The organism is Pseudomonas sp. CF161, assembly GCF_000416215.1.
Taxonomy (GTDB): domain Bacteria; phylum Pseudomonadota; class Gammaproteobacteria; order Pseudomonadales; family Pseudomonadaceae; genus Aquipseudomonas.
On the sequence record NZ_ATLP01000089.1, the window covers coordinates 79,480 to 96,575 of the forward strand.

A 17,096-nucleotide genomic window follows, 5' to 3' on the forward strand; every position below is an offset into this window, starting at 1 on the left:
TGTCCAGACAAACTCCCGCAAATAATGATCGGGCCGGTAAAAGATTATTCTTAAAATCCGCCCCGACAACTAATTGTCCGACAATCGACAATTTAATAATTAAATAACTGGCACTAATTAGAGCCGCCACCGGCAACTTGAGAGTTGCATCAAGTTGCTTTCCAGCCGCTGCGTTGCAATGCCTCCAGCAGGGTTTGCGCATGCAGCGCCGGCACCAGGGTGCCACTGCGGGTGGTCATCGGCTCTCCCGCCAGCAAGGCATTGATGATCGCCTCTTCCACCGCTTCCGCCGCTGCGCTGAACAAGGGGGAAATGTGATCGTTGTTGAGCATGGCCAGCGGCGTGCTCAGGGGCAGGTCCTTGCGCCCATAGTCGGCGGCGGGCAGGTCCTGATTGCCGGTGGCGAAGGCCAGGAAGATATCGCCACTGGAATCTTCAGTGCCGCCCCCGGTGCGCGCGATGCCGATCGACGCACGCTGCGCCAGGCGTTGGCACTGATGGGGCAGCAAGGGCGCGTCGGTGGCCAGGATCACCACGATCGACCCCATGCCCGGGGTGCCGCCCTCGTCGAAAGGTGAAGCGATGCCCATCAAATGGCGCCCCACCGGGTAACCGTCGACCCGCAGCTCCTGGCGCTTGCCATGGTTGGCCTGCACCAGTGCACCCACGGTAAAGCCACCCTGCTCCGCCGGCAGCCGCCGTGAAGCGGTGCCGATACCCCCCTTGAACTCGTGGCAGATCATCCCGGTGCCACCACCCACCGCGCCCTCTGCCACCGGCCCCGATTCGGCCAGGGCCAGGGCCTCGCGCAGGTGTTGCGGGCCTATATGCTGGCCCCAGATATCGTTGAGCAGGCCGTCGTAGGTTTCCATCACCACCGGCATGCACCAGTACACCGCCGGGTCCGCCAGGCTGTCGCGCTCGGCGGCAATCAGGGCATCGCGGACCACGCCGACGCTGTGGGTATTGGTGATCGCCAGCGGCGTCGCCAGCAGCCCGGCCTCGCGGATCCACTCAAGCCCGGTGGCGTCACCGTTGCCATTGAGCACGTGGCAGCCGGCGAAACAGGGTTGCTGGCGAGCATGACCGGCTCGCGGCTGGATCAAGGTCACGCCACTGCGCACCTGCTTGCCGTCGATCTCGGTCTTGAGCGTGCTGTGACCGACCCGCACCCCCGGTACATCGGTGATCGCATTGAACGGGCCGGGTGTGCCCAGGCCCAGGCTGATCCCCAATTGACGTGCGCGCATAACCACTCCTTACAGTTTTTGAAAGGCCGGGCTGAACCGACCGTTGGTGCCATACAGAATCACCGACAGTGCCAGCAGGCCGATGATCACCATGATGTCCCTGAGCGACGCTTCAAGAAACAGACTGACCAGCAAGTAACCGGCGCCCAGTACCGCCAGCAACGCCGGCAGCGGCCACAGCGGCATGCGGTACGGATGCTCGCGATCGCGCAGCAGCACCCGGCTGAGCAAGGCGCACAGGGCCACGATCAGGTACACCAGCATGATCAGCAACACGCTGAATGACGTCAGGTCCGCCAGGTTGGAGCTGAAACTGAGAATCGCCGAGGGCACCGCCAGGAACAGCGTGGCCATCCACGGCGAGTCCCAGCGCGGATGGATACGGGTGAACAGGCGATTGATGCTCGGGGTCCAGAGCGCATCGCGGCCGCTGCTGAACACCACCCGGCCAATCTGGATCACGATGGCGACAATGGCGTTGAACACCGAAAGGAAGATCCCGGCACTGACCACCCGTGACAGGGTTTCATTGCCATGGCTGGTCAGCAGATAGCCAATCGGGTCGGGGCTGGCGAGCATCGCAGTGAGGGACGGCGCACCGATCAACAGCGCGGTGAGCGGCACCAGCTCAATGATCACCACCAGCACCAGGGACCACAGCACTGCCTTGTGCACGCCACGGCCCTGGCATTTCATGTCTTCGGCCAGCAGCACCGCCGGACCGTAACCATTGTAGGAAAACAGGCCAATGCCCACGGCACCGATCACCAGGGCCCAGGGCGCCAGGTGCAAGACGCCGTTTTCGACGATTTGCGGGTGCACCAGGATGCTCAAGGGTTGCGTGGCGTTACCAAAGCCCAGGCACACGATCACCAGCAACGCGGCAATCTCCAGCAACAGGCAGGTCCCGGTGATCCAGGCGTTGAGTTTGATATTGAGGATGCCCAGCAAGTAACTGCAGACCACGATGACCAGGGCGACGGTCTGGGAGTCGTACTGGGTGCCCAGGGCATTGTTCAGGTAGGTGGCGGCACCGGTGGCCAGCACCGGCGGGATAAACAGCAACATCACCAGCACCGTGAGAAAGGTCGCGTAACCGGCCATGCCGCCGAACACCCGCTTGGCATACACGTACTCGCCGCCGGCGCTGTTGTGGGCGCGGCCCAGTTCGGCGTAGCAAAAGGCGAACATCAGGGCCAGCAACCCGGCCATCACGAAAGCCAGGAACACCCCGCTGCCGGCCTGATGGATGGCAAAGGGCGCAATCACGAACACGGAACTGGCGGGGGTCACACCGGACACGGTAATGGCCACCACATCGAACACACTCAGGGTAGGTTTCAGTGCGCCGTCGGGCGCAGCGGGAGAGCTCATATCGTTATCCTCGTGGTTATTTTTGGTCTGAGGCAGAAACGAAAATAAATCGGCTGGGTGCGTTCTGGGCCGCACTTGATGGACGCTACTCTAGAGCGCCGGGGCAACCCGACCAATTCCCCTATTGGAGTACTCCCCCTTGACGCCGTGGCGCAAATGCCCGAAACCCTGCACCGACGCCCATCACCGCACACCCTGAAGTGGAGCCACGTATTTGAGCACTCTGTTCCGCGAAGTCGGCATGCATGCCGCGCTGGGCCGTACCCTGACGCAGATCGGCACGCCTCGCTTCTGGAAGCAGCTGATCCTGCTGCTGCACCAGGCCTCGCCGTTCGATAACGCCCTGGCGATTTTCTACCCCCGGGATGGCCTGCCCCAGGCCCTGGAGGAATACGACGCCGAGCCCACGAGCAAGCCGGCATCGATGCTCAGCTACCTCAATGGCTTGTACCTGCTGGACCCGTTTTTCCAGGCCTGTCGCGAGGGTTATCCCAGCGGCCTGTACCGCCTGGAGGAAGTCGCCCCCGATCACTTTCGCCAGAGCGAATACTTCCTCAACTACTTCCACGACAACGTGCTCGAAGACGAGCTGCAGTTGATCCTGCAGATCCCCGAGGGCGGCACCCTGTCGTTGTCCCTGGGCATGCAACGGCTGTTCAGCGCCGAAGAAGTCGGCCAATTGACCACTTTTTCCGCCTGGGTCCTGCCGCTGATGCAGCAGCACTGGCAGCAAAGCGCGGTGCGCGCCCTGCCCGCGCCCGCCGAGGAAATGGCCAGCCAGATCCGTGATGCGCTGAGCCATTTCGGTTGTGGGGTGTTGTCGGACCGGGAGCTGGAAATCGCGCGCCTGATCCTGCGCGGTTTTTCCTCCAAGGCCATGGCCGAGCGCCTTAAAATCTCCCCGGACACCATCAAGGTTCACCGGCGTCACCTGTACGCCAAGCTCGATATATCTTCCCAACCCGAGCTGTTTTCGCTGTTTATCCAATCCCTGGGGCATGACCTGGAAAACCCCTGAAGCCAGGGGTTTTCCGCAACAGCAGGCACGGGCCAGAGATCGACCTGGTGCCGGGAACCGCGCCTAGCCGTTCAACGAATGGGCGCGGTAATCCCGTGGTGACTGGTCAAAGTGCTTTTTGAAGGTGCGGCTGAAATGCGCCGAATCGGTAAAGCCCCACTTAAAGGCGATATCGGTGATCGACTCATTGCGCAGCCGCGGGTTGCTGAGGTCGGCGGCGCTGCGATTGAGCCGCGAACGCTGGATGAATCGGCAGACGCTGTCACCCTGCTCCTCAAACAGGCGGTACAACTGGCGCACGGAGATATTCATCTGATTGGCCAGGGACACCGGGCTCAGATTGGGTTCGTTCAGCGACTGCCGGATCAATTGCTGTGCCTGGCTGCACAGGCTGCCCCCATGCAGGCTGTCGTAACCGTCCAGACTGTGGCTGTTGGCCTGGCGCAGCGTGGGGCCGAGCAAGGCGATCAAGGCTTCCTGCAACGCCTCGCCCTCCTGCTGGGCGGCGCAGCCTTGCAGCTCGCCGGCGCAAATCTGCTCCACCAGCATGCGCATCAGCCGGCCGCTGGCGCAGTTCTGCGACAGCTTGCCGAACTTGCGCTGATGGGCCGGAAGATGGCGGTACACCTCATCCCGGGACAGGTGGAACGAAGAGTGCTCAATCAGGCCGTGGGGCACGATTTCACAGGCGCCGGCCGAGTCCAGCAACGCCATGTCGCCGGGCGCCAGCTCGATGGTCTCGCCGCCCTGGCGCAACTGGGCATGGCCGCTGCGCTGCATGATCAGGAAGCAGTGGCGGTCGTCGTCCTGATCGACACTGGTGCTCTTGCGCGAGATCAGCCCGGCATTGGTGCGGATCTGCGCGACTTCCAGGCCTGCGTAATCCAGCAGCCCGACCTCTCCGATAAACAACGCCGAGTTCAGCGCCGGGCGTGCGTCAAAACGACCGCACACACCCTGCAGCGCGCCGACCCAGGAACCGAAACTATGCGAAGCAAGCATGTGCACCTCCAGAAGCCGGTTGAGACCGCCTTTGTTGTTATGGCGATATCATTAACATGTTATCTATTTGCCAGGCAAGGCGCCTTGGCACGATGGATAGTTTGTTATGGCTTAAGCACGGCGTATGCCAGCAAAGACGGTTATGGACGTCAGAACTCTCCTAGAAGGCTGTACAACCGGGTGAAGGTGGCCAGCAACGCGGCGCGCTGCTCCTGGGTCAGACGGATGTAGCGACGAAACCCGGGCAGGCGATTGACTACTTCACTGGCACCGAAATGCTCCAGGCGTACCTGCCAGCCCTGCGCGTCGCGTTGCAGTTCCAGGCGCTTGAAGTCCAGGGGCAGCAACGCGGCGAGCAAGGGCGCATCGGCGTGCAAGCGCGCCAATAGCGGCGCCATCGCTTGCGCAGAACCCTCACTCAGCCGCGCAGCCACACCCTGGCGACGGATCGCCCCGGTGTGGCGCAGCACGATTTTCGCCGCCTCGGTCTGCTGGCTGGGCACCCGCAGCACGAACTCGCACACCACGATGTGCATCAGCAACTGGGCCTGGGCCCGCTCCTCCACTTCGAACTCCAGGTCGCCCGTGCTGAATTGCGCCCGAGTCGGGCTTGCGACCGCACACTCCAGGCCCGCGAGATCGCGCCGCAGTTGCCCCAGGGTAACGCCGGGGCGATAGCCGGAAGGCGGCCGGTCCCAGAAATCAGAGAGGTTTTGCCGCCAGCTTGAACTGTTCATCAGGCATCGCTCCCGGCGCGTTGTGCACCTCTGATTGCAGGTTGAACGCTTTCTCCAGTACCTCTTCCACCGGCACCGGGCGGAATGGATTGACCTTTTGCACAAACACGGTCCAGACCAGGGCATAGATCGCCGTCAGGCCGAGCATGCTGCCAAATGGCACATAGATATCACGCGGATTCATCCCCGGCGGGGTGATAAACCACATGCCCAGCAGGATGCCCACCGAAGAGACGATCTGCGGCAGCGGGAACCACGGCGACTTGTAGGCCCGTGGCAAGTCCGGCCGACGAATGCGCAACACCACCACCGACAGCGTGACCAGCAGGTAAGCGGTACTCCAGGCGCAAACCGCCGCCAGTACCAGGTGCATGATGTTGTCGGTACTGCCACCCAGCCACCAGGCGTGCAGGCACGGAATCAAGACCGCCACGGCAATGCACAGCAACGGCGTCTTGAAGCGCGGATGCAGGTAGGTAAAGACTTTGGGCAAGGCGCCATCCAGGGCCATGCCGTAGAGAATCCGTGGCAGGCCGGCCATCAGGGTATTGATGGTCGCAGCGCCGGCGAACAGCAGGCCCACACCCAGCCAGATGCGCCCGAAGGGGCCCATGATCTGCTCGGCGAACTGCGGGATGGCCATGGGCGTATCCAGCAGGTGCACGCTGCCGTCTGCGCTCAGGGGAATATTGGCCACCTGGCGTTTCATCGCCGCGCCGTAGATGAACATGCACGTGGCCACGCCCACCAGGCCCAGGGCCATAGCTCGGGGAATGGTCTTGGCCGCCTTGCGCACATCCGGGGTCAGGGGCGTGACGAACTCGCAGCCGACGAACATGAACATCGCCATGCCCACCAGTGACAGGATCGTCGGCAGGTCGGTGCCGACCATGGACTCGCCAAACCAGCCATTGAGCTCCACTGCCGGCGCCTTGATCACGCCAACCACGCCAAAGATGATCAGGGTGGTCCACATGCCGAAGGTCAGGATCACCTCGGCGCGGCTGAACGCGGTGATGCCCACGGCATTCAGCAAACCGAAGAAAATCACCAGCCCGACCCCGACCAGCCAGGCGCTGCCGCTTTGCTCGAGCATGGTGTTGAGTGACTCGAAGTTGACCAGGGCCATGATGCCGCTGAGGATGGTTTCCGCCGTGCCGGCAAACACATGCACGATCAGGTAGGCGGAAATGGTCCCGGTGATGGCGAAAAACCGTCCCAGGCCACAGGCCAGGTAGTCATACACCGAACCGTTGGTGGGGAGCAGGCACGCGGCTTCGGCGAAGGTGGTCGATTGGGCGAGCATCATCACCATGGCGATCACCATCGCCACGGCAAAGGCGCCGCCACCCAGGCCGAAGCCGGTGGTGGCGGTGAGGATCACCGGGCTGGCCATGATCAGGCCGACCGCGCTGGCCAGCGCCGTGGGGAAACCGACCACGCCCTGGTTCAGGTGTCGGGTGAGTTTGTCGTTGAATGACATGGTTCTGGACCTCGAAAGCATGCGTTGGTGTTTGTTGTTTTAGGCATTTCAAGGGCGCACCCGAAGGTGCGCGAAGTGCTTTGCTGTCTGACGCAGCTTGAACGGAACCGGCTCGAGAACCCGAGCAGGCACCGTCGTGCAACAGGGCCATCGACGTCTCCATCGTCGACCTGACGAGGCCAGCAGCCAATCAGTAGGCGATGCACACCGACTTGTTCTCGGTATACGCCTCAATGGCCGCATGGCCCATCTCGCGACCGATGCCCGATTGCTTGTAACCGCCAAACGGCATCGACGGATCGAGCATGTTGTGGGTATTGACCCAGACCGTACCGGCCTTGATTCGCGGAATCAGGGCCATGACCTTGGCCAGGTCGTTGGACCAGATGCTCGCCCCCAGCCCGTATTGATTGTCGTTGGCCAACTCGACCACTTCATCCAGGCTGTCGAACGGGATGGCCACCACCACCGGACCGAAGATCTCCTCACGCACCACCTGCATCTCGGCAGTGACATCGGTCAGCACCGTCGGGCGCACATAGAAGCCCTGCTCGCCATGGGCAACGCCACCGCAGACCACCCGCGCGCCTTCGGCCACACCGCGCTCGATCATGCCCAGCACGCGTTTTTGCTGTTTTGCCGAAATCAGCGGGTTGATCTGCGCCTGTTCATCCAGCCCCGGGCCAATGTTCAGCCCACCGGCAATGGTTGCCAGCCGCTCCAGCACCTGGTCGAAAATTGCGCGCTGGATATAGAGGCGCGAACCTGCGGTACACACCTGTCCCTGATTGAAGAAGATGGCCCCCGCAGCGCCGGCGGCCGCCACCTCGGGAGAGCAATCATCGAGCACGATCACCGGGGATTTACCGCCCAGTTCCAGGGAAAACCGAGTCATGTTGTCGACTGCGGCATGCCCAATGACTTTGCCGATCTGGGTCGAGCCAGTGAACGCCACTTTGTCGATTCCCGGGTGACCGGCCAACGCGGCGCCGGCTTCGGCGCCCGTACCGGTCACCACGTTCACCACGCCTTCAGGGATGCCCGCCTCCAGGCACAGCTGCCCCAGGCGCAAGGCCGTCAACGGTGTTTCGTCTGCCGGCTTAAGCACCACCGTGCAGCCACAGGCCAATGCCGGAACGATCTTCCAGATCGCCATCAGCAATGGGAAATTCCACGGCACGATGGCCCCCACCACCCCCACCGGCTCCGGCACCGTATAGGCGCGGTACTTGGCGCCGGGCACCGCAGCGATCGAAACGTCCAGGCTCTTGCCCTCGATCTTGGTCGCCCAGCCCGCCATATAGCGGGTGAACTCCGCTGCGGCGCCGACTTCCAGGGCGCGGGCAAGGTGGATCGACTGGCCGTTGTTGAGGGTTTCGAGCTGTGCCAGGTGTTCGCCATTGGCTTCCAGAAGGTCGGCCAGCTTCAGCAGCAGGCGCTCACGGTCGGCCGGGCGTTGCGCCGCCCAACTGCCGCAGAAGGCCCGGCGTGCAGCGGCCACGGCGAGGTCGACATCCGCCGCGGCAGCCGCGGCCACCCGGGTCAGCTCCTCGCCGGTCGCGGGGTTGAAGACCGGCATCCGGGTACCGGATAACGCTGGCTGGCTGTGACCGTCAATCAGCAGTCCATGCTGACTGTCTATAAATGCTGCGACACGTGGGTCGATGGCAACGCTCATCTGGAATCCTCGGAAATAGACCTAGTTCGAGACAGACTCTGAGCGCAAAGCCGAACGTCGTCTTGATCCTGGCTGCCGGGAAACTTGGCACTGGCTGCCAGCCCATCGCTGCCCCGCACCATCAGCCACCCATGATCGCGGCGCGCGGCGTCATGCCTTGCATCAGTCTGGCAGTGACGATCAAGAACCCTGGCACACAGAGGCAAGCGCCAGGGGTATAAATGACGCACTAATAGACCCACGCTGTCCGTGCGTTATCAGGAGACTCAACGTGAGCGAACAAAGCCGCTTCTGGCACCCCATGCTGCACCCCAACGAAATGAAGCAACGCGAGCCGATTCGTATTGTCCGTGGCGATGGCTGCTATGTGTATGACGACAAGGGCCACCAACTGGTGGATGGCGTTGCCGGGTTGTGGAACGTCAACGTCGGCCACAACCGCAAGGAAGTGAAAGCGGCGATCACCGCGCAGTTGGATGAGCTGGAGTATTTCCAGTTGTTCGACGGCGTCAGCCACCCCCGTGCCGAAGAGCTGTCGCGAGTGGTCATGAACCTGCTGGAACCCGAAGGCATGCGCCGCGTGGCGTTCAGCAGCGGCGGCTCGGACGCCATCGAAACCGCCCTGAAGCTGGCCCGCCAGTACTGGAAACTCGAAGGCCAGGCTGATCGCACCAAGTTCATCTCCCTGCGCCAGGGCTACCACGGCACCCACTTTGGCGGTGCCTCGGTCAATGGCAACACCGTGTTCCGCCGCAACTACGAGCCGCTGCTGCCGGGCTGCTTCCATGTCGACACCCCATGGCTGTACCGCAACCCCTACAGCCAGGACCCGGAAGAACTCGGCAAGATCTGCGCCGACATTCTCGAACGGGAAATCCAGTTCCAGAGCCCCGACACCGTCGCGGCCTTTATCGCCGAGCCGATCCAGGGCGCCGGCGGCGTCATTGTGCCGCCCGCCAACTACTGGCCGCTGATCCGCGAGGTGTGTGACAAGTACGGCGTGCTGCTGATCGCCGACGAAGTGGTGACCGGTTTCGGCCGCAGCGGCTCGATGTTCGGCAGCCGCCTGTGGGGCGTAAAACCCGACATCATGTGCCTGGCAAAGGGCATCACCTCGGGCTACATCCCCCTGGGCGCCACTGTGGTCAACGAACGGGTCGAAGCGGCGTTCGAGAAGAACAGCAACTTCACCGGCGCCATCATGCACGGCTACACCTACTCCGGGCACCCGGTGGCCTGCGCCGCAGCCCTGGCCTGCCTGGATATCGTGGTCAAGGACGACTTGCCGGCCAACGCCGCGAAAATGGGCGACTACATGCTCAAGCGCCTGCAGCCCTTTGCCGAACGCTTTGACAGTGTCGGCGAAGTACGCGGCAAGGGCCTGATGATCGCCCTCGACCTGGTGGCCGATAAAACCACCCGCGAGCCAATCGACCCCATGAGTGGCTACGCCAACCAGGTGGCACAGATCGCCCGCGACAACGGTGTCATGGTGCGCCCGGTGGGGACCAAGATCATTCTCTCGCCACCTCTGGTGATCCAGCAGGAGCAGATTGACGTCATCGTCAATGCCCTGGAACTGGGCCTGTCCCAGGCCCGCCGCTGACGCTACCCAGCGATTGCTGCGCTCGATAAGGCCCCCTCGGGCCTTATCGTCCCTTTGAGTGGTTGCCTCAACCCAGGGAGTCATCGATGAGCCAGTCACCCGCCCTGCCCGATGCCCTCGAACTCGGCCAGCGCTGTATCCGGGCATTTACCCAGGTCGTGCCGGCCACCCTCTGTGCGTTCTATCGCATCGACGAGCAACTGCAGGCACAACACTTTTCGCTGCACCGCATGACCCCGCACATGCACGACGCTTACCTGCAACGCTACCGCCACTACGACCCGTTACGCCCCCGCAATTGCGCAGCGGCGGGCAGCCCGGTGCTGTCGCTGCACATGGGCATGGCCCAGCAGGGCCGCCACGAGACCGAGGTCTACCAGGGCTTTTTACAACGCAACGGGGTGTGCGATGTGGTGGAGATCCTGGCCAGCGACAGTCAACGTCCGATTGCCGGCTTGTCCCTGCTGCGTGATGCCAGCCTCGGGCGCTTCAGCCCTGATGAGCTGACAACCCTGCACGCCTTGCAGGGGCTGCTGGAAATCGCCGCCCAGGCGCCCTACTCCCAATCCGACCAACGCCTGGCCGCACTCACCCCAAGGGAGCAGGAAATCGCCTGGCTGCTGCGCGAGGGCGCCAGCAACAAAGCCATCGCCCAGCACTTGGGCCTAGGCCTGCCGACCGTCAAGACCCACCTGATCAACCTGTTTCGCAAAACCGCTGTCGGCAACCGCACCGAGCTGGTCAAGGCGCTATTCCTCTAGAACTCAACCATCCGGTTGATGGGCGACGCGGGTCGATGGGACGACTATTGAGACCTTCCCTCAACCGACAAGACCCAGCCCATGACCACCCAGACACAACCTGAATGGATCACCGTTGGCGCCCTGGCCGATGGCTTTGCCAGCGACAATCACATCCTCCCGGCACTCGATGACCTGAAGGGCCGTCGCCTCACGCTGCACTTCGCCAACGGCTGGCTGATCGAGCACCACTTCGGGGCCGAGACCCTGCACTGGCAAACCGCCGATAAAGGCGCCAGTGGCGATGCGCCCTATCGCGCCAGCTCAATCCGGCCGGGCATCTACCTGGTGGATTTTCTCAAGCAGGAAGACGGCCGGACCCATTCGGTCAGCCTGGTGCTGGACCTGATGCACAACCTATTCACCGCCGTGATCGGGCAGATGCCGACCCAGGCCGAAGCCGCAGTCGACCTGTTCAGCCGCGCGTTGTCCGGCCGGGAGCTGACGGCGGTCAGCGCGCAGTTCCTGCATGGCAGCATCGACTCGCCCTGCACCGCCGATACCCCTCGACACGCGCCGACCCTGGAGCTGGTTGGCCTGCGCAACCAGTACATCTACAGCGCCACCGAAGCCTATGAGCATGTGTACCTGAACTCGAACTTCTACAGCTGGCAGTGCCTGGCGGGCGTCGAACAGGGGCTGGCGGATACCGACCGCTGCCATTACTACAAGGTCGCCGAGCAGCTCTACCTGTTTGTCTGGCGGGAAAAGATCGTCCCGACCCTGGGCCTGGTATTGATTGACCTGGCAGCCGGCAAGACCGACGGCAAGATCTTCGGCTACCAGGGCGACGACTTCAGCAGCGCCGCCAACTTCCCGGTGGGCGCCCTCGCCTGCGTGCTCAACCGCACCGAATACCGTTAAGCCCCTTTGAACTGGAGCCTTACCCATGACCCTCGGCCTTGATCTCGAACGTGTCGCCAGTTGCTACCAAACCGAGCTGCGACAATTCGCCGAACGCCACCCCCGTTCCGGCGAGCACTACCAGGAAAACCTCAAGCATTGGCTGTACGGCGCGCCCCTGCACTGGATGCAGCAATGGCCGGGGCTGTACCCGATTCTGGTCGCCGATGCCCAGGGCGCGACCCTGACCGACTGTGACGGGCACACCTATGTCGACTTCGCCCTGGGCGATACCGGCGCCATGTTCGGGCACAGCCAGCCGGCGGTCGCCAAAGCCATTGGCCATCAGGCGCTCCACGGCTCGACCCTGATGCTGCCCACCGCCGATAGCCTGTGGGTGGGCCAGGAACTGGTGCGCCGTTTCGGCCTGCCTTACTGGCAGGTCACGACATCGGCCACCGACGCCAATCGTTTCGTCCTGCGCCTGTGCCGGATGATCACCGGCCGCGAAAAGGTGCTGGTGTTCAACTGCAATTACCACGGCAGCGTCGACGAGTCCCAGGTGGAGTTCGATAGCGCCGGACAGATGATTCCCCGCGAAGGGGTGCACGCCAACGGAATCAAACATGCCACCACCACGCGTCTGGTGGAATTCAATGACCTGGCCGCCCTCGAAGCCGCCCTGGCCCAGGGTGACGTGGCCGCGGTACTGACCGAACCCTTCATGACCAACGTCGGCATGGTGCCGCCGGCCCCGGGCTTTCACGAGGGCCTGCGAGCACTGACCCAACGCTTCGATGTGCCACTGATCATCGATGAAACCCACACCATTTCCTGCGGCCCCGGTGGTTACAGCGGCGAACACGGCTTGCAGGCGGATTTCTTTGTGCTCGGCAAATGCATCGCGGGGGGTATTCCCGCTGCGGTATGGGGCTGCAGCCAGGCCATGGCCGAGCGGATCTGGCAGGTGCTGCCGCATTTCCAGCCGGGGCAGGCAATCAACCATTTTGGCTTCGGCGGCACCCTGGCCGGCAACGCCCTGCAAATGGCCGCCATGCGCGCGACCTTCAGCGACGTGATGACAGAGGCCAACTATGCCCACATGATCACGCTGGCCGAGCGGCTGCGTGAGGGGGTCCAGCGCATCATCGACACCCATCGCCTGCCCTGGCATGTGACCCGCATCGGCGCGCGGGTCGAATACCTGTTTATGGACCACGCACCGCGCAATGGCGGCGAAGCCCATCACGCGCGCCATGGACTGATCGAGGCGTACCTGCACCTGTACCTGCTGAACCGTGGGGTATTGCTGACGCCCTTTCACAACATGGCCCTGATGTGCCCGGCCACCACCGCGCAGGACGTCGACCTGCACAATCGCTTGCTGGACCAGTGCCTGAGCCAGGTCCTTGCCCAGACCAACCTTCAGGGGGCTGCTTCATGAGCCAGGACCTGACAGGACGTATCGCCCTGGTCACCGGTGCCGGCCAGGGCATTGGCCGGGCGATTGCCCAGGTGTTTGCCGCACAGGGAGCCAAGGTCATGCTGGCGACCCGCTCCCAGGCCAGCGGTGAACAAACCCTGCGCCTGATACGCGAGGCCGGGGGCCAGGCCGAGTTGCTGACGGTCGACCTCGGCAGTCGCAGCGCGGCCAATCAGGCGGTCGAGGCCACCCTTGAAGCCTTTGGCGGACTGGACCTGCTGCTGCACAACGCCGGCGTGTTTCCGATGCAGAAGCTGATCGACCTGAGCGATGACACCCTGGAACAGACCCTGGCGGTCAACCTCAAGAGCTGCTTCTGGCTGACCCAGGCCGCCTTGCCGACCCTGCGCCTCGCCCAGCACCCGCGCATCGTCATCACCTCCTCGGTGACCGGCCCACGCACGGCGATTCCCGGGCTGGCCCACTACGCCGCGTCCAAGGCCGGGGTCAACGGCTTTATCCGCAGCGCGGCGCTGGAACTGGCCGAATACGGAATCACGGTCAATGGGGTCGAGCCCGGCCTGATTGCCACCCAGGCCATGGCCAACCTCGGTGATTCCCCAGAGCTGGCCGAGCATATCCCGCTCAAACGCCTGGGCAGCCCCGAGGACATTGCCTACGCCATGCTGTTTCTGGCATCGCGCAACGCCGGCTATATCACCGGGCAAACCCTGATTGTCGATGGTGGTGCTCTGCTGCCCGAGAATGCGCAACTGAGCTGAAGCAAGAGGGGCTTGGTGCGAACCCTGGAGTTATGACGGCGCTGCCGAGGGACAGCGCGGCCTGCAGCAGCGGCTACTAAGGTTGTAGCCGCTGCCGAGGCGTGCGTGGACGCCAGGATCCACGGGCAGGTTCGGCACTCCAGCCCAACTCGCCCGCCGCCCTCAACTGCCGGTGCGGATCTTGTTCCACAGCCGGGTACGGATCCGGTCGATGTTCAGCGGCATGGCTTCCAGGGCAAACAGTTTGCCCATCATGTCCGGGCTCGGATAAACCTTGGTGTCGTTCTTGATTGCAGGGTCGATCAAGCTGTCTGCCTGCTGGTTACCGTTGGCGTAATGCACGTAGTTGCTGATAGCGGCCATGACGTCAGGGCGCAGCAGGTAGTTCATAAAGGCGTAACCCGCCTTCTCATCCGGGGCATCGGCCGGCATCGCCACCATGTCGAACCAGATGGCTGCGCCTTCCTTGGGAATCGAATAGCCGATTTCCACGCCATTCTTGGCTTCTTTGGCCCGACTTTCAGCCTGCAGGATGTCGCCGGAGAATCCCACCGCCACGCAGATATCACCGTTAGCCAGGTCGCTGGTGTATTTGGAGGAATGGAAGTAGCTGATGTAAGGCCGCACTTTCATCAGCAGCTCCTCGGCTTTTTTGTAATCCGCCGGGTTCTGGCTGTGGTGAGGCAACCCAAGGTAGTTCAAGGCGGCGGGGAGCAACTCGGGACCGTTATCGAGGATCGCCACCCCGCACTTCTGCAACTTCTGCATGTTTTCGGGCTTGAAAATCAGGTCCCAGGAGTCCACCGGCGCATTGTCGCCCAGCACCGCCTTGACCTTGGCGATGTTGTAGCCGATGCCGGTGCTGCCCCATAGGTAGGGAAACCCATGCGCGTTGCCCGGGTCGTTGGTTTGCAGGGCCTTGAGCAGTACCGGGTTGAGGTTCTTCCAGTTCGGCAACTGGCTCTTGTCGAGCGTTTTCAGGGCGCCACCCTGGATCTGCCGGGCCATGAAGTGGTTTGACGGAAACACCACGTCATACCCGGATTTACCGGTCATCAACTTGCCGTCCAGGGTTTCGTTGCTGTCATAGACGTCGTAGCTGAAACCGATGGCGGTTTCCTTCTGGAAGTTCTTCATCGTGTCCGGCGCGATGTAGTCCGACCAGTTATAGATCTTCACCGTCTCGGCGGCCTGGCCGAGTGCAGCGACAAGCATCAGGGGAGCGAACAGCAGCGAAGCTGGGGTCATGCGGGTCATGGGGCGATTCCTGGGTATGGGCTATTTTTATTGGCAGGCAATCAAGGGATCAGGGATCAAAGGATCAGAAAATCAACACGTAGGTCTTGCGCACGGTTTCCTGGATATCCCAGATTCCGGTGCTGTTGGCCGGCAACATCAGTGCGTCGCCGGCTTCTATGGTCAGGGTTTCACCGTTGTCCGGGGTAAAGGTGCAGCGGCCTTGAATAAAGTGGCAGAACTCCTGGGCCACGATCTGCCGCCGCCAGCGCCCCGGCGTGCACTCCCAGATGCCGGTCTCGACCCCGTCGTTGCGCTCGACGCAGGTCACCGACGTGACGGCGACCGGGCTGCCCAGGGGCACGGCGACCGGGTTCGATTGATCGAGGACAGCCGTGGCGGTGTTCTTGAATTGAGTGATGCTCATGGTTCTACCTATGGGTTGGAAATCGCACAGTCAGTGCATGAAACCTTCCATGAAACCGGCCACGCGACTGGCCAGCTTGCGCCGCCACGGTGGGCTGGCCGGGTTGGCCAGGGTCTGGTCTTCATGGACAAAACTGCGAATGATCGCGTTGTAGCCCAGCCAGCGGCACGGTTCGGGCTCCCAGGGGCGCAAGCCATCCACACTACCGTTGGCCATGACCCAGGGCTGGCACACCAGTGGGCTTTCGCGTTCAAGAATCAGATCGGCCAGGGTGCGGCCGCCCAGGTTGCTGGCGCCAACCCCTTCGCCACCGTAGCCACCGGCCAGGGCAATACCATGGCGCCGGTCGCAGAGCATATGGGGCTTGAAGTGACGGGACATGCCCAGGTTGCCGCCCCAGGAGTGGGTGATGCGCACATTCTTCAGCTGTGGAAACAGCTCGCCGAACAGATAGCGGCGCAACCCGACTTCGTTGTCGCTCAAGGTGAAGTCATGCCGCAGCTTGCCGGCAAAGCGGTATCCGCCACGGGCACCGAACACCAGGCGGTTATCCAGGGTGCGCTGGCCGTAGGTCACCTGACGGCTGCTTTCACTGAACGCTTGCCCGTGCTCCAGGCCGATCTCGTCCCACAGTGCCTGGGACAGCGGTTCGGTGGCCACCAGCAGGCTCTGCACCGGCATCTGGTAGCGGCCCAGGGGCGGCAAGGTCACGGAGTAGCCTTCTACCGCCGGCACCGTCCAGCGGCTGTGCACCTGGGCCTTGGCCGTCCGCAGCCCGCCAGACTGCCAATGGGTGACCGGGCTGTTCTCGTAGATCTGCACGCCCATGCCTTCAACCACCCGCGCCAGGCCACGCACCAGCTTGGCGGGATGGATGGTCGCGCAATGAGGGGAATAGATGGCGCCGTAGGCGTTGGCGATACGCACCTGCTGGCCCAGTTGCTCGGGGCTGAGCCAGTGGTAGTCGGCATCGCCAAGGCCCTGGGCATGCAACTTGGCCAGGTATTGACGCAGGCTGGTTTCCTGTTCGCGATAGCGCGCCGCGCAGTACAACACCCCGCCCTTGCGGTAATCGCAGTCGATAGCTTCACGTTCGATGACGTTTGCCACTTCATCCGGAATGCCGTGGAGCAGATCAAAGGACGCTCGACGCTGTTCGCTCGACAAGCCGGCCAGCAACCTGTCCTCCCCCAACAGATTGCCCATCAGCCAGCCGCCATTGCGCCCTGAGGCACCGAAGCCGGCGGTCTGGGCCTCGACAATGGCAATGCGCAACTGCGGCGCCTGGTGCTTGAGGTAGTAAGCCGTCCACAGCCCGGTGTAACCGGCACCGATGATGGCTACGTCGACATCCAGATCCTGCTCAAGAGACGGCCGTGCCAGCAGCGGCTCGTCGAGCTGGTCCATCCACAAACTGATCGTGCGCCATGCTGGCAT

15 protein-coding genes are annotated in these 17,096 nt (G+C 62.9%); 6 read left to right on the forward strand and 9 right to left on the reverse strand.

Features of this window, described 5'->3' with window-relative positions:
• Window positions 1–149: 149 nt before the first annotated feature.
• The gene (locus CF161_RS17665) at window positions 150–1,250 is read right to left on the reverse strand and encodes a P1 family peptidase (RefSeq protein ID WP_020297949.1); all 1,101 of its coding nucleotides are present in this window, start codon (window positions 1,248–1,250) and stop codon (window positions 150–152) included.
• Window positions 1,251–1,259: 9 nt separating this feature from the next.
• Window positions 1,260–2,624 (reverse strand): APC family permease, encoded by a 1,365-nt coding sequence (locus CF161_RS17670; RefSeq protein WP_020297950.1) that lies wholly within the window; start codon window positions 2,622–2,624, stop codon window positions 1,260–1,262.
• Between the two features lie 214 nt (window positions 2,625–2,838).
• Between CF161_RS17670 and CF161_RS17675 the strand changes: the two genes are divergently transcribed.
• Entirely contained in the window at window positions 2,839–3,642 is an 804-nt protein-coding gene (locus tag CF161_RS17675; RefSeq protein WP_020297951.1) for a helix-turn-helix transcriptional regulator, read from the forward strand.
• Window positions 3,643–3,705: 63 nt separating this feature from the next.
• On the opposite strand, the gene feaR is transcribed toward CF161_RS17675, so the two are convergent.
• The 4 genes from feaR to CF161_RS17695 form a co-directional block, all read right to left on the reverse strand.
• Window positions 3,706–4,644: a transcriptional regulator FeaR gene (gene feaR, locus CF161_RS17680; RefSeq protein WP_020297952.1), complete on the reverse strand. Its 939-nt coding sequence runs from the start codon at window positions 4,642–4,644 to the stop codon at window positions 3,706–3,708.
• Between the two features lie 149 nt (window positions 4,645–4,793).
• The gene (locus CF161_RS17685; protein ID WP_020297953.1) at window positions 4,794–5,381 is read right to left on the reverse strand and encodes a DUF3156 family protein; all 588 of its coding nucleotides are present in this window, start codon (window positions 5,379–5,381) and stop codon (window positions 4,794–4,796) included.
• Window positions 5,347–6,864 carry an APC family permease gene (locus CF161_RS17690; protein ID WP_020297954.1) on the reverse strand — a complete coding sequence of 506 codons (1,518 nt, stop codon included), beginning with the start codon at window positions 6,862–6,864 and terminating at the stop codon, window positions 5,347–5,349. Before CF161_RS17690 ends, CF161_RS17685 begins: the two co-directional genes overlap by 35 nt.
• A gap of 190 nt (window positions 6,865–7,054) precedes the next feature.
• Window positions 7,055–8,542 (reverse strand): aldehyde dehydrogenase, encoded by a 1,488-nt coding sequence (locus CF161_RS17695; protein WP_020297955.1) that lies wholly within the window; start codon window positions 8,540–8,542, stop codon window positions 7,055–7,057.
• Window positions 8,543–8,813: 271 nt separating this feature from the next.
• Between CF161_RS17695 and CF161_RS17700 the strand changes: the two genes are divergently transcribed.
• From CF161_RS17700 to CF161_RS17720, 5 genes are all read left to right on the forward strand, one after another.
• On the forward strand, window positions 8,814–10,148 hold the full coding sequence (locus CF161_RS17700) for an aspartate aminotransferase family protein (protein ID WP_020297956.1): 1,335 nt from the start codon (window positions 8,814–8,816) through the stop codon (window positions 10,146–10,148).
• A gap of 86 nt (window positions 10,149–10,234) precedes the next feature.
• Window positions 10,235–10,909: a LuxR C-terminal-related transcriptional regulator gene (locus CF161_RS17705; RefSeq protein ID WP_020297957.1), complete on the forward strand. Its 675-nt coding sequence runs from the start codon at window positions 10,235–10,237 to the stop codon at window positions 10,907–10,909.
• Between the two features lie 81 nt (window positions 10,910–10,990).
• On the forward strand, window positions 10,991–11,812 hold the full coding sequence (locus CF161_RS17710) for a molybdenum cofactor biosynthesis F family protein (protein WP_020297958.1): 822 nt from the start codon (window positions 10,991–10,993) through the stop codon (window positions 11,810–11,812).
• Window positions 11,813–11,837: 25 nt separating this feature from the next.
• On the forward strand, window positions 11,838–13,235 hold the full coding sequence (locus CF161_RS17715) for an aspartate aminotransferase family protein (protein ID WP_020297959.1): 1,398 nt from the start codon (window positions 11,838–11,840) through the stop codon (window positions 13,233–13,235).
• Window positions 13,232–13,996 carry an SDR family oxidoreductase gene (locus CF161_RS17720; RefSeq protein WP_020297960.1) on the forward strand — a complete coding sequence of 255 codons (765 nt, stop codon included), beginning with the start codon at window positions 13,232–13,234 and terminating at the stop codon, window positions 13,994–13,996. The genes CF161_RS17715 and CF161_RS17720 overlap by 4 nt, the downstream gene beginning before the upstream one ends.
• A gap of 162 nt (window positions 13,997–14,158) precedes the next feature.
• Here CF161_RS17720 and CF161_RS17725 read toward each other — a convergent pair whose 3' ends face one another.
• The 3 genes from CF161_RS17725 to CF161_RS17735 all read right to left on the reverse strand — a co-directional run bounded on the left by CF161_RS17725 (window position 14,159) and on the right by CF161_RS17735 (window position 17,096).
• Window positions 14,159–15,244 (reverse strand): polyamine ABC transporter substrate-binding protein, encoded by a 1,086-nt coding sequence (locus CF161_RS17725; RefSeq protein ID WP_043229790.1) that lies wholly within the window; start codon window positions 15,242–15,244, stop codon window positions 14,159–14,161.
• A gap of 73 nt (window positions 15,245–15,317) precedes the next feature.
• Window positions 15,318–15,659 (reverse strand): cupin domain-containing protein, encoded by a 342-nt coding sequence (locus CF161_RS17730; RefSeq protein ID WP_020297962.1) that lies wholly within the window; start codon window positions 15,657–15,659, stop codon window positions 15,318–15,320.
• 30 nt (window positions 15,660–15,689) lie between these two features.
• A complete protein-coding gene (locus tag CF161_RS17735) occupies window positions 15,690–17,096 on the reverse strand; it encodes an FAD-binding oxidoreductase (protein WP_020297963.1) in 1,407 nt (468 codons plus the stop codon).